Annotated in this window: 12 protein-coding genes; all 12 read left to right on the top strand. The window is 69.7% G+C overall.

Annotated elements, in window-relative coordinates; genetic code table 11:
- Nucleotides 1-3: 3 nt before the first annotated feature.
- The 12 genes from murF to ACFV8T_RS12900 all read left to right on the top strand — a co-directional run bounded on the left by murF (nt 4) and on the right by ACFV8T_RS12900 (nt 12,617).
- A complete protein-coding gene (gene murF, locus ACFV8T_RS12955; protein WP_385326997.1) occupies nt 4-1,410 on the top strand; it encodes a UDP-N-acetylmuramoyl-tripeptide--D-alanyl-D-alanine ligase in 1,407 nt (468 codons plus the stop codon).
- Entirely contained in the window at nt 1,407-2,477 is a 1,071-nt protein-coding gene (gene mraY, locus ACFV8T_RS12950; protein ID WP_385326995.1) for a phospho-N-acetylmuramoyl-pentapeptide-transferase, read from the top strand. The genes murF and mraY overlap by 4 nt, the downstream gene beginning before the upstream one ends.
- Entirely contained in the window at nt 2,459-3,892 is a 1,434-nt protein-coding gene (murD, locus tag ACFV8T_RS12945) for a UDP-N-acetylmuramoyl-L-alanine--D-glutamate ligase (protein ID WP_385326993.1), read from the top strand. The genes mraY and murD overlap by 19 nt, the downstream gene beginning before the upstream one ends.
- 84 nt (nt 3,893-3,976) lie before the next feature.
- Nucleotides 3,977-5,437: a putative lipid II flippase FtsW gene (gene ftsW, locus ACFV8T_RS12940; RefSeq protein ID WP_385326992.1), complete on the top strand. Its 1,461-nt coding sequence runs from the start codon at nt 3,977-3,979 to the stop codon at nt 5,435-5,437.
- A 6-nt stretch (nt 5,438-5,443) separates the two neighbouring features.
- On the top strand, nt 5,444-6,538 hold the full coding sequence (gene murG / locus ACFV8T_RS12935; protein WP_124718176.1) for an undecaprenyldiphospho-muramoylpentapeptide beta-N-acetylglucosaminyltransferase: 1,095 nt from the start codon (nt 5,444-5,446) through the stop codon (nt 6,536-6,538).
- A 50-nt stretch (nt 6,539-6,588) separates the two neighbouring features.
- Nucleotides 6,589-7,377: a cell division protein FtsQ/DivIB gene (locus ACFV8T_RS12930; RefSeq protein WP_385326990.1), complete on the top strand. Its 789-nt coding sequence runs from the start codon at nt 6,589-6,591 to the stop codon at nt 7,375-7,377.
- Nucleotides 7,378-7,654: 277 nt separating this feature from the next.
- Nucleotides 7,655-8,872: a cell division protein FtsZ gene (gene ftsZ, locus ACFV8T_RS12925; protein WP_385326989.1), complete on the top strand. Its 1,218-nt coding sequence runs from the start codon at nt 7,655-7,657 to the stop codon at nt 8,870-8,872.
- Nucleotides 8,869-9,609, top strand: a complete 741-nt coding sequence (gene pgeF, locus ACFV8T_RS12920; protein WP_385326988.1) for a peptidoglycan editing factor PgeF — start codon at nt 8,869-8,871, stop codon at nt 9,607-9,609. The genes ftsZ and pgeF overlap by 4 nt, the downstream gene beginning before the upstream one ends.
- Before the next feature lie 6 nt (nt 9,610-9,615).
- A complete protein-coding gene (locus tag ACFV8T_RS12915; protein WP_385326987.1) occupies nt 9,616-10,335 on the top strand; it encodes a YggS family pyridoxal phosphate-dependent enzyme in 720 nt (239 codons plus the stop codon).
- A gap of 126 nt (nt 10,336-10,461) precedes the next feature.
- Nucleotides 10,462-11,079: a cell division protein SepF gene (locus ACFV8T_RS12910; RefSeq protein WP_114244064.1), complete on the top strand. Its 618-nt coding sequence runs from the start codon at nt 10,462-10,464 to the stop codon at nt 11,077-11,079.
- Between the two features lie 70 nt (nt 11,080-11,149).
- Nucleotides 11,150-11,434, top strand: coding sequence for a YggT family protein (locus tag ACFV8T_RS12905; RefSeq protein WP_385326986.1), 285 nt, complete (start codon nt 11,150-11,152; stop codon nt 11,432-11,434).
- 49 nt (nt 11,435-11,483) lie between these two features.
- Complete coding sequence (locus ACFV8T_RS12900; RefSeq protein WP_385326984.1) at nt 11,484-12,617, top strand: DivIVA domain-containing protein; 1,134 nt, start codon at nt 11,484-11,486, stop codon at nt 12,615-12,617.
- Nucleotides 12,618-12,772: the final 155 nt, after the last annotated feature.

Below are 12,772 nucleotides of genomic sequence, written 5' to 3'. Positions count from 1 at the left end.
CAAGTGATCACCCTTTCCCTCGCCGAGATCGCCGAAATCGTCGGCGGGCAGTCGCACGACATACCCGATCCGGCAGTAACCGTCAGCGGGCCGGTCGTCATCGACTCCCGGGAGGTGAAGCACGGCAGCCTGTTCGTCGCCTTCGCCGGCGAGCGGGTCGACGGCCACGACTATGCGCAGCGCGCCGTCGAGGCGGGCGCGGCAGCCGTGCTGGCCGCCCGCCCCGTCGGCGTTCCGGCGATCGTCGTCGACGACGTCGTGGCCGCTCTCGGGGCGCTCGCCCGCGCCGTCGTGGGCCGCCTCGGCACCACCGTCGTCGCGCTCACCGGCTCCGCGGGCAAGACCTCCACCAAGGACCTCATCGCCCAGCTCCTCGAACGCAAGGGGCCCACCGTCTACCCGGCGGGCAACCTCAACAACGAGATCGGCCTGCCGCTCACCGCGCTGCGCGCCACCGAGGACACCCGCCACCTCGTCCTCGAAATGGGTGCACGCTACATCGGCGACATCCGCTACCTCACCGGTCTCGTCCCGCCCCGCGTCGGCCTGGTCCTCAACGTCGGCACCGCCCACATCGGCGAGTTCGGCGGTCGCGAGCAGATCGCACAGGCCAAGGGCGAGATGGTCGAGTCGCTGCCCGAGGACGGCGTCGCCGTACTCAACGCCGACGACCCGCTCGTACGCGCCATGTCCTCCCGCACCAAGGCCCGCGTGCTGCTCTTCGGTGAAGCCGCGGAAGCGGACGTACGGGGCGAGAAGGTCCGTCTCACCGACGACGGACGCCCCGCTTTCCAGCTCCACACACCCACCGGGTGCAGCGACGTGACCATGCGCCTGTACGGTGAGCACCACGTGTCGAACGCGCTCGCCGCGGCCGCCGTCGCCCATGAGTTGGGCCTGTCCGCAGACGAGATCGCCGAAGGGCTCTCCGAGGCGGGCACCCTCTCCCGCTGGCGCATGGAGGTCACCGAGCGTCCGGACGGCGTGACGTTCGTCAATGACGCCTACAACGCGAACCCCGAATCCATGAAAGCCGCGCTGCGCGCGCTGGCCGCCATGGGGAAGGGCCGGCGTACGTGGGCGGTGCTCGGCCAGATGGCCGAGCTCGGCGACGCCTCGCTCGCCGAGCACGACGCGGTCGGACGGCTCGCCGTCCGGCTCAACGTCAGCAAGCTCGTCGCGGTCGGGGGCAGAGAGGCCTCCTGGCTGCAACTGGGCGCATACAACGAGGGTTCGTGGGGTGAGGAGTCGGTGCATGTGTCCGACGCACAGGCCGCGGTCGACCTGTTGCGCAGTGAACTGCGCCCGGGAGACGTCGTGCTGGTGAAGGCGTCCCGGTCGGTCGGCCTGGAGCAGGTCGCCATGGCACTGCTGGGGAACGCGTCCGAGGGCGAGGTCTCCGGCCGATGAGGCAGATCCTCTTCGCGGGGGCCATCGGGCTCTTTCTGACCCTGGTCGGAACTCCGCTGCTGATCAAGCTGCTGGCCCGCAAGGGATACGGGCAGTTCATCCGGGACGACGGCCCGCGTACCCACGGGTCCAAGAAGGGCACGCCCACCATGGGCGGTATTGCCTTCATCCTGGCGACGATCATCGCGTACATCGCGGCGAAGCTGATCACCGGCGAGGAGATGCGATTCTCCGGCGTGCTGGTGCTCTTCCTGATGGCGGGCATGGGCCTGGTCGGCTTCCTCGACGACTACATCAAGATCGTCAAGCAGCGTTCGCTGGGTCTGCGGGCCAAGGCGAAGATGGCCGGCCAGCTGATCGTGGGTATCGCCTTCGCGGTGCTCTCGCTCCAGTTCGCCGACGCCCGCGGCAACACCCCGGCCTCCGACAAGCTGTCGTTCGTCGCGGACTTCGGCTGGTCGATCGGCCCGGTGCTGTTCGTCGTCTGGGCGCTGTTCATGATCCTCGCCATGTCCAACGGCGTGAACCTGACGGACGGTCTGGACGGCCTGGCCACCGGTGCCTCGGTGATGGTCTTCGGCGCGTACACCTTCATCGGGCTGTGGCAGTTCCAGGAGTCCTGCGCCAACGCGGACACCCTGACCAACCCCAACGCCTGTTTCGAGGTGCGCGATCCGCTCGACCTCGCGGTCGTCGCCTCCGCGTTGATGGGCGCCTGCTTCGGCTTCCTGTGGTGGAACACCTCGCCCGCCAAGATCTTCATGGGCGACACCGGCTCGCTCGCCCTCGGCGGCGCGCTCGCCGGTCTGGCGATCTGCTCCCGCACCGAGTTCCTGATGGCGGTCCTCGGCGGCCTGTTCGTGATGATCACCATGTCCGTGGTCATCCAGGTCGGTTCCTTCAAGATGACCGGCAAGCGAGTCTTCCGCATGGCGCCGCTCCAGCACCACTTCGAACTCAAGGGGTGGTCCGAAGTCCTTGTCGTGGTCCGCTTCTGGATCATCCAGGGCATGTGCGTGATCGTCGGACTCGGACTCTTCTACGCGGGATGGGCAGCCGAGAAGTGAGCAACCAGGACTGGCAGGGCAAGCGCGTCACCGTCGCGGGACTCGGGGTCTCCGGAATCCCGGCGGCCAAGGTGCTGCACGGCCTCGGGGCCGTCGTCACGGTGGTCAACGACGGGGACGACGAGCGTTCCCGTGCGCAGGCCGCGGAGCTGGAGGCGCAGGGCATCACCGTGCGCCTCGGCGACGGGGCGACCCTGCCCGAGTCCACCGGGCTCATCGTCACCACCCCGGGCTGGAAGCCCGACAAGCCGCTCTTCACCGCAGCCGCCGAGGCGGGCGTCCCCATCTGGGGCGACGTCGAACTCGCCTGGCGGCTGCGGGGCCCCGGCGCGGCCCCCTGGCTCGCGGTCACCGGCACCAACGGCAAGACCACGACCGTACGGATGCTCGCCTCGATCCTTCAGGCGGCCGGGCTGCGCACCGCGGCCGTCGGCAACATCGGCGTCTCCCTCCTGGACGCCGTCCTCGGCGACGAGGAGTACGACGTACTCGCCGTCGAGCTGTCCAGCTACCAGCTGCACTGGGCGCCCTCGCTGCGCGCCCACTCCGCCGCCGTCCTCAACCTGGCCCCGGACCACCTCGACTGGCACGGTTCCATGGCGGCGTACGTGGCGGACAAGGGCCGGATCTACGAGGGGAACCGGGTCGCCTGCGTCTACAACGCGGCCGACCCGGCGACCGAGGACCTGGTCCGCGAGGCCGACGTCGAGGAGGGCTGCCGGGCCATCGGCTTCACCCTGAACACCCCGGGCCCGTCCCAACTGGGCGTCGTCGACGGCATCCTCGTCGACCGCGCCTTCGTGGCGAACCGGCAGAAGCAGGCCCAGGAGCTCGCCGAGGTCGAGGACGTCGACCCGCCCGCCCCGCACAACATCGCCAACGCCCTCGCGGCGGCGGCCCTGGCCCGCGCCTTCGGCGTCGAGCCCGCGGCCGTACGCGACGGACTGCGGGCCTTCCGCCCCGACCCGCACCGCATCGAGCACATCGCGGACGTCGCCGGGGTCGCGTACGTCGACGACTCCAAGGCCACCAACACCCATGCCGCCGAGGCCTCCTTGGCGGCCTACGACCCGATCGTCTGGATCGCCGGCGGCCTCGCGAAGGGCGCCACCTTCGACGAGCTGGTGACCGGGGCCAAGGGAAGGCTGCGGGGCGTCGTACTGATCGGCCGGGACCGGGAGCTGATCCGCGAAGCCCTCACGCGACACGCCCCCGAGGTCCCGGTGGTCGACCTCGACCGGACCGACACTGGGGCGATGTCCGAGGCGGTCCGCGAGGCGGCACGGCTCGCCCGGCCGGGAGACACCGTACTGATGGCCCCGGCCTGCGCCTCGATGGACATGTTCGTCAATTACAACAAGCGGGGCGAGGCGTTCGCGGACGCGGTCCGCGCACTCGCCGCCGAGAGCGCCTGACGGGCCCGGCCCCCGCGCCGTACCGTCACGGCCGTCGGCCCTCGGCGGCGGCGCCGGGCACGAGCAGTGGAGGGGACAGCGACAATGCCGGCCGAAGAGAGCTCAGCCGGGCCCCGTGGGGGCCGCTCACGGGCCACCGCGGCGATCAGCCGGGCACTCACCCCGCCACTGCTCGCGGGAGCGGCTGCGGGCGTCCCGGCGCCGCTCGGCCCCGCCCTCAGGGTCCGGTCGGCCACCGGCTCCCGGCGCCCCTCGGTGCCGCGCTCCAAGGGACGCTCCACCGGCAGCCCCCGCGCCCCCCGCACTCCCCGAGGCGGTGTGCGGGGGATGTACGAGCAGGCGCGCCGGGCCTGGGACCGCCCTCTGACCGCGTACTACCTGATCCTGGGCGCCGGCCTGCTGATCACCGTGCTCGGCCTGGTGATGGTCTACTCCGCCTCGATGATCAAGGCCCTGGAACTGGACAAGCCGGGCACCTACTTCTTCCGTAAACAGTTCCTCGCCGCCGTCATCGGCGCCGGACTGATGGCGCTCGCCGCCCGGATGCCCGCCAAACTCCACCGGGCGCTCGCCTACCCGCTGCTCATGGGAACCGTCTTCCTGATGGTGCTGGTCCAGGTGCCGGGGATAGGGATGTCGGTCAACGGCAACCGGAACTGGCTCTACCTGGGTGGCCCCTTCCAGCTCCAGCCCAGCGAATTCGGCAAGCTCGCCCTGGTCCTGTGGGGCGCGGACCTGCTCGCCCGCAAACAGGACAAGCGGCTGCTGACGCAGTGGAAGCACCTGCTCGTCCCGCTCGTCCCGGTGGCCTTCATGCTCCTCGGGCTGATCATGCTCGGCGGCGACATGGGAACTGCGATCATTCTCACCGCGATCCTGTTCGGACTGCTCTGGCTGGCCGGGGCACCCACCCGGCTCTTCGGCGGAGTGCTCGGCTTCGCCGCGCTGATCGCCTTCGTGCTGATCAAGACCAGCCCGAACCGGATGTCCAGGCTCGCCTGCATCGGCGCCAGCGAGCCCGGACCGGGGGACTCCTGCTGGCAGGCGGTGCACGGCATCTATGCTCTGGCGTCCGGCGGATGGTTCGGTTCCGGGCTCGGTGCGAGTGTGGAAAAATGGGGCCAACTACCTGAACCGCACACCGACTTCATCTTCGCCATCACCGGGGAGGAACTGGGGTTGGCGGGGACGCTGTCGGTACTCGCCCTCTTCGCGGCTCTAGGCTATGCGGGTATCCGCGTGGCCGGACGCACGGAGGACCCCTTCGTGAGGTACGCCGCGGGAGGTGTGACCACCTGGATCACGGTGCAGGCCGTGATCAACATCGGTGCGGTGCTCGGCCTGCTGCCGATCGCCGGTGTCCCGCTCCCGCTGTTCTCCTACGGAGGATCGGCCCTGCTGCCGACCATGTTCGCCGTCGGGCTGCTGATCGCGTTCGCGCGAGAGGATCCCGCAGCGAAGGCGGCCCTGGCCATGCGGAGGCCCGGGGTGAGATGGAAGACGATGAGACGGCGCGTCAAGAAGCGTCCGTCCGGAGAGCGGTGAATTTCGGTGCATGTCGTACTCGCCGGTGGGGGGACCGCCGGCCACATCGAGCCCGCGCTTGCCCTCGCGGACGCCCTGCGCAGGCAGGACCCGACCGTGGGAATCACTGCCCTCGGCACGGAGCGCGGACTCGAGACCAGGCTCGTACCCGAGCGGGGGTACGAACTCGCCCTGATCCCGGCCGTGCCGCTGCCGCGCAAACCCACCCCGGAACTGATCACCGTCCCGGGACGGCTGCGCGGCACCATCAAGGCCGCCGAGCAGATCCTGGAGCGCACCAAGGCGGACTGCGTCGTCGGCTTCGGCGGCTACGTCGCCCTGCCCGGCTACCTCGCCGCCAAGCGGGCCGGGGTGCCGATCGTCGTCCATGAGGCCAACGCCCGTCCCGGCCTGGCCAACAAGATCGGTTCGCGGTACGCCCACGGCGTCGCCGTCTCCACCCCCGACAGCAAGCTGCGCGGTGCCCGCTACATCGGCATCCCGCTGCGCCGCACCATCGCCACCCTGGACCGGGCCCGGGTCCGCCCCGAGGCACGTGCCGCCTTCGGCCTCGACCCCAACCTGCCGACGCTGCTGGTCTCCGGCGGCTCGCAGGGCGCCCGCCACCTCAACGAGGTGGTCCAGCGGGTCGCCCCGCTGCTGCAGCGCTCCGGGATCCAGATCCTGCACGTGGTCGGACCGAAGAACGAATTGCCGCGCGTCGACAACATGCCCGGGATGCCGCCCTACATCCCGGTACCGTACGTGGACCGGATGGATCTCGCGTACGCCGCGGCCGACATGATGCTCTGCCGTGCCGGTGCGATGACCGTCGCCGAACTCTCCGCCGTCGGGCTCCCCGCCGCCTACGTCCCGCTGCCCATCGGCAACGGCGAACAGCGGCTCAACGCCCAGCCGGTGGTCAACGCCGGCGGCGGACTGCTGGTGGACGACGCGGCGCTCACCCCCGAGTGGGTGCAGGGCAACGTCCTCCCGGTGCTCGCGGATCCGCACCGGCTGTACGAGATGTCCCGCGCCGCCGCCGAGTTCGGCCGCCGGGACGCCGACGACCTGCTCGTCGGCATGGTGTACGAGGCGATTGCCGCACGCCGAGGCGCGTGAGGCGGACGGGTCCGGGGGCGCCGCCCCCGGACCCGGCATAAGGAGCGAGCGTGGCCGGACCGACGACCGCCCAGCGCGGAGCACGGCAGCGGGAGGACTCCCCGGCCCGCCCGCCGCGCCCCGAAGGGCGCAGACTGCCCGGCCGCGTGAGGCTGGTCCTGATCGGCGTGCTCGTTCTGCTGCTCGCCGCCGGCGCCGTCTGGGTGCTCTACGGCTCCTCCTGGCTCCGGGCCGAAGAGGTCAGGACCACCGGTGTCGACGTACTGACACCGTCCGAGGTGGAGGCCGTCGCGGCGGTACCGATCGGGGCCCCGCTGATCTCCGTGGACACCGATGCCATCGCCGACCGGTTGCGCCAGAAGTTGCCTCGTATCGATTCCGTGGATGTCGTACGGTCATGGCCGCACGGAATCGGACTTAAGGTGACGGAACGACAGCCGGTCCTGCTGGTCAAAAAGGGTGCAAAGTTCATTGAAGTGGACGCGAAAGGCGTGCGTTTCGCAACGGTGGACAAATCGCCTGGGCGTGTACCTCTGCTGGAACTGACACCTGATCAGTCCGCGAGTCTGCGCCGCTTCGGCAGTGCCCGGCTGGTGCGGGAAGCGGTCCGGGTCGCGGGCGAACTCCCGGGCGACGTCGCCAAGGACACCAAGGTCGTACGGGTCACCTCGTACGACTCGATCTCCCTGGAACTCACCCGGGGGCGCAGGGTGATCTGGGGCAGCGGTGAAGGAGGTCCGGTGAAGGCGAGAGTTCTCACCGCTCTCATGAAATCCGCCCCCAAAGCGGGACACTTCGACGTGAGTGCACCCACCGCCCCTGCCGCGTCGGGCAGTTGACGCACATTTGGCCTGGCCAGCACCCTGGTTGGTCAGCGCTACGGGTGATCACATAGGGTGAAAAGAAAAACGGGAGGTTCGGCGTGTTCGTTGAACGTGCGCCACTTGTCGACTTAGTGTCCTGTTCGGAAGAGTCCATGAAGCAGACACACTGGTAACCCTAAACTTCAACGTTAGGGTTTGGGTCGGCGTTTCGGACCGCCCCAATCGGCATCCGTCGTCGCGGCGGGACTACCGCGAAGCGACGACACGTAACTCGAGGCGAGAGGCCTTCGACGTGGCAGCACCGCAGAACTACCTCGCAGTCATCAAGGTCATCGGTGTCGGCGGCGGTGGTGTCAATGCCATCAACCGAATGATCGAGGTCGGTCTCAAGGGCGTCGAGTTCATCGCGATCAACACTGATGCGCAAGCCCTGTTGATGAGCGACGCCGACGTCAAGCTCGACGTCGGCCGCGAACTCACCCGCGGCCTTGGCGCCGGCGCCAACCCGGCAGTCGGTCGCAAGGCGGCAGAGGACCACCGTGAGGAGATCGAGGAGGTCCTCAAGGGGGCCGACATGGTCTTCGTCACCGCCGGAGAAGGCGGCGGCACCGGCACCGGCGGCGCACCCGTCGTCGCCAACATCGCGCGCTCGCTCGGCGCCCTGACGATCGGCGTGGTCACCCGCCCGTTCACCTTCGAGGGCCGGCGACGCGCGAACCAGGCGGAGGACGGCATCGCCGAACTCCGCGAAGAGGTCGACACCCTCATCGTCATTCCCAACGACCGGCTGCTGTCCATCTCGGACCGCCAGGTCAGCGTGCTCGACGCGTTCAAGTCGGCCGACCAGGTACTGCTCTCGGGTGTCCAGGGCATCACCGACCTCATCACGACCCCGGGTCTGATCAACCTCGACTTCGCCGACGTCAAGTCGGTCATGTCCGAGGCCGGATCGGCACTCATGGGCATCGGTTCGGCCCGCGGCGACGACCGCGCGGTGGCCGCCGCGGAGATGGCGATCTCCTCGCCGCTCCTGGAGGCGTCCATCGACGGCGCCCGCGGTGTCCTGCTCTCCATCTCCGGCGGCAGCGACCTCGGTCTCTTCGAGATCAACGAGGCCGCCCAGCTGGTGAGCGAGGCGGCGCACCCCGAGGCGAACATCATCTTCGGTGCGGTCATCGACGACGCGCTGGGCGACGAGGTACGCGTCACCGTGATCGCCGCGGGCTTCGACGGCGGACAGCCGCCAGCCCGTCGCGAGAACGTCCTGGGCGCGAACTCCGCCAAGCGCGACGAGCCCGCCGCGCCGGTCCGGACCCCCGAGCCCGTGCGTCAGAGCAGCGGGCTGGGTTCCGTGCCCACCCGCGAGGAGCCGCCGGTCCAGGCGGAGCCCGTACCGGTGGTGAGCGAGAGCCACCTGCCGCCGGTCGCTTCGCCGCACGTCCCGCCGGCCCGTCCTTCCTACCAGGACTCCCAGGCCGAAGAGCTGGATGTTCCGGACTTCTTGAAGTGATAGCTCAGCTCCACGCACGGTCCTCGGCGGGCGGCGCCCACTTCTCCTTCACCGACAGGTGGGGCGGAGTGAGCGCCGCTCCGTACGAGGAGCTCAACCTCGGCGGCGCGGTCGGAGACGACCCCGCCGCCGTTCTGGCCAATCGCGAACGCGCCGCCCGGGACCTCGGTCTGGACCCCGCGCGGGTCGTCTGGATGAACCAGGTGCACGGGCGGGACGTCGCGGTCGTCGACGGGCCGTGGGGAGACGCTTCGGAGATCCCCGCGGTGGACGCGGTGGTGACCGCGCGGCGCGGGCTCCCGCTCGCCGTGCTCACCGCCGACTGCACCCCCGTACTGCTCGCCGACCCGGTCGCCGGGATCGCGGCCGCGGCGCACGCGGGCCGTCCGGGTCTGCTCGCCGGGGTCGTCCCCGCGGTGGTCGAGGCCATGGTCGGGCTCGGCGCCGACACCTCCCGGATCGTCGCCCGCACCGGACCGGCGGTCTGCGGACGGTGCTACGAGGTCCCGGCCGACATGCGCGCCGAAGTCGCCCGGAGCGTCCCGGCCGCCTGGTCCGAGACCAGCTGGGGCACTCCGGCCGTGGACGTCACCGCCGGGGTCCATGCCCAGCTCGAAGCGCTCGGCGTCGAGGACCGGCAGGCCTCGTCGGTCTGCACCCTCGAATCGAGTGACCACTTCTCCTACCGCCGCGACCGCACCACCGGGCGGCTCGCCGGATATGTCTGGTTGGACTGATAGGGCATGACGGACCGTAAGGCTCAACTCGCCGCAAATCTGGCGCGGGTGGAGGAACGCATTGTTTCCGCCTGTGTCGCCGCCGGTCGCGAGCGGGAAGAAGTGACCCTCATCGTGGTCACCAAGACCTACCCCGCGAGCGATGTGCGGATTCTGCATGAACTGGGTGTGCGTCATGTCGCGGAGAATCGTGACCAGGACGCGGCTCCCAAGGCAGCCGAATGTGCGGATCTGTCGCTCACATGGCATTTCGTCGGTCAGTTGCAGACGAATAAGGTTCGTTCTGTGGCGAGTTATGCCGATGTCGTGCAGTCGGTGGATCGGACCAGGCTGGTCACCTCCCTCTCGGCGGCCGCCGTGCGCGAGGGGCGCGAACTCGGCTGTCTCATCCAGGTCGCACTCGACGCCGAGAGCGGCGAGCGGGGCGACCGGGGCGGCGTCGCGCCGGACGGGGTCGAGGAGTTGGCCGCCGCGGTGGATTCCGCGCCGGGGCTGCGGCTCGGCGGTCTGATGACCGTCGCACCGCTCGCCGGACCGTACGCGGGACGGCAACGGGCCGCCTTCGACCGGCTGATGGAATTCTCATCCCGCCTGCGCGGGAACCATCCGGCTGCGAACATGGTCTCTGCGGGGATGAGCGCGGACCTCGAAGACGCCGTCGCGGCCGGAGCGACACATGTGCGCGTCGGTACGGCGGTACTCGGAGTCCGACCCGGGCTCGGGTAACGTCGCCAAGCAGGTCGGACCACAGCAGAAAATATGGTCATTCCCGCCTATGGCGGGCAGGCCTCAGTGGATCGCGGGGCACTTGGTGACAGATGCCGATCCACCACAGAGCGGAGGACTCAGAGCATGGCCGGCGCGATGCGCAAGATGGCGGTCTACCTCGGCCTCGTGGAGGACGATGGGTACGACGGTCCGGGGTTCGACCCCGACGACGAATTCGAACCCGAGCCGGAGCCCGAGCGCGACCGGCGGCGGCACCAGCCCGCGCATCAGGTGGAGCGGGACCGGGAGCGGGACGAACCGGTACGAGTGGTGCAGCCTCCCGCGCAGCGGGAGCCGGTTCAGATCCCGGCGGAAAGAGAGCGACCCGCCCGAATCGCCCCCGTGGCATCCATCACACCTGAACGTCCGAACATGGAGAAGAACGCACCGGTGATCATGCCCAAGGTCGTGTCCGAGCGGGAGCCCTACCGCATCACCACACTGCACCCCAGGACCTACAACGAGGCCCGTACCATCGGGGAACACTTCCGTGAGGGCACTCCGGTGATCATGAATCTCACGGAGATGGACGATACGGACGCAAAGCGACTTGTCGACTTTGCTGCAGGACTCGTCTTCGGTCTCCATGGCAGCATTGAGCGCGTGACGCAGAAGGTGTTCCTGTTGTCGCCTGCTAACGTCGATGTCACGGCGGAGGACAAGGCCCGTATCGCTGAGGGCGGATTCTTCAACCAGAGCTGAGAACACGACACCAGGAACAACCCGGCCGCGAGGCCGGAGCTACGAGAGCCAGGGGAGAGGGAAGCGCGAAATGGGCGTCGCACTGCAGGTTGTCTATATCGCGCTGATGTGTTTCCTCATCGTGCTGATCTTCCGGCTGGTCATGGACTACGTCTTCCAGTTCGCGCGTTCATGGCAGCCCGGCAAGCCGATGGTGGTCATACTTGAGGCCACCTACACTGTCACCGATCCACCGCTCAAGCTTCTGCGGCGATTCATCCCGCCGCTGCGTCTCGGGGGCGTGGCACTCGACCTGTCCTTCTTCGTTCTGATGATCATCGTCTACATCCTGATCTACATCGTGATCAGGCTGTGAGCGATACGGTCTTGCCGACTGCCGACGACTACGTAGAGGTGAAGAAGAGATGCCGCTGACTCCTGAGGACGTGCGGAACAAGCAGTTCACGACCGTCCGCCTCCGAGAAGGCTATGACGAGGACGAGGTCGATGCCTTCCTCGACGAGGTCGAGTCCGAGCTGACCCGCCTGCTCCGTGAGAACGAGGACCTGCGCGCGAAGCTGGCCGCTGCCACGCGTGCCGCCGCGCAGAACCAGCAGCAGGGCATGCGCAAGCCGGAGCCGCAGGACCGGCCCGGGGCACCTGTGCCCGCCGCCATATCGGGTCCGCCGGTCCAGCAGCAGCCCCCGCAGATGGGTCCGCCCCAGCTGCCCGGTGGTGCTCCGCAGCTGCCCGCCGGTCCCAGCGGTCACGGTCCTGGTCCCCAGGGCCCGCACGGCCCCGGCCCGCAGGGCCCGCACGGCCCCGGTCCGATGCAGGGCGGTCCCATGGGCGGCCCGATGGGCGGCCCCATGGGTGGTCACGCCCCGCAGCAGCAGATGCAGCAGATGCAGCCGCCGCCGCAGATGCAGCAGCCCGGTCAGGGTCCCGGTGGCGACAGCGCCGCCCGTGTCCTCTCGCTCGCGCAGCAGACCGCCGACCAGGCGATCGCGGAGGCCCGTTCCGAGGCCAACAAGATCGTCGGCGAGGCGCGCAGCCGCGCCGAGGGCCTGGAGCGGGACGCACGCGCCAAGGCGGACGCCCTGGAGCGGGACGCGCAGGAGAAGCACCGCGTGGCGATGGGCTCGCTGGAGTCGGCCCGCGCGACGCTGGAGCGCAAGGTCGAGGACCTGCGTGGCTTCGAGCGCGAGTACCGGACCCGCCTGAAGTCCTACCTGGAGAGCCAGCTGCGTCAGCTGGAGACCCAGGCGGACGACTCGCTGGCCCCGCCGCGGACTCCCGCGACCGCTTCGCTGCCGCCGTCGCCCTCGCTGGCCCCGGCCGGTGCGGGTGCCATGGGTCACGCCATGGGCGGCAACCACGGCAACCAGCAGATGGGCGGCAACCCGTCCATGGGCGGTGGTCCCTCGTACGGCGGCCAGCAGCAGATGTCGCCGGCGATGACCCAGCCGATGGCGCCGGTGCGGCCGCAGGCGCCGCAGCCGATGCAGCAGGCTCCTTCGCCGATGCGTGGGTTCCTGATCGACGAGGACGACAACTGAGCCGGGTGCGCGCGTTGAGCGCGTAGCCGTCGGCAGGCTGAGGGCCGGGCCCCGGGGATTCCCCGGGGCCCGGCCCTTTTGTCGTGCGTGCTGGGCGGGGCCGGTGCGGGGGCCGCTGGGCGGGGCCGTTCCCCTACCCGCCCCTTCCCGAACCT

It is taken from the genome of Streptomyces sp. NPDC059832, assembly GCF_042731715.1.
GTDB lineage: Bacteria > Actinomycetota > Actinomycetes > Streptomycetales > Streptomycetaceae > Streptomyces.
This window is presented reverse-complemented; position numbering and strand designations above follow the sequence as displayed.

What these genes read in the sequence shown, in the direction of transcription:
- mraY (WP_385326995.1), top strand. Translation starts at nt 1,407, where the DNA reads ATGAGGCAGATCCTCTTCGCGGGGGCCATCGGGCTCTTTCTGACCCTG.
- murD (WP_385326993.1), top strand. Translation starts at nt 2,459, where the DNA reads ATGGGCAGCCGAGAAGTGAGCAACCAGGACTGGCAGGGCAAGCGCGTC.
- ftsW (WP_385326992.1), top strand. Translation starts at nt 3,977, where the DNA reads ATGCCGGCCGAAGAGAGCTCAGCCGGGCCCCGTGGGGGCCGCTCACGG.
- ACFV8T_RS12915 (WP_385326987.1), top strand. Translation starts at nt 9,616, where the DNA reads ATGACGGACCGTAAGGCTCAACTCGCCGCAAATCTGGCGCGGGTGGAG.
- ACFV8T_RS12910 (WP_114244064.1), top strand. Translation starts at nt 10,462, where the DNA reads ATGGCCGGCGCGATGCGCAAGATGGCGGTCTACCTCGGCCTCGTGGAG.
- ACFV8T_RS12905 (WP_385326986.1), top strand. Translation starts at nt 11,150, where the DNA reads ATGGGCGTCGCACTGCAGGTTGTCTATATCGCGCTGATGTGTTTCCTC.
- ACFV8T_RS12900 (WP_385326984.1), top strand. Translation starts at nt 11,484, where the DNA reads ATGCCGCTGACTCCTGAGGACGTGCGGAACAAGCAGTTCACGACCGTC.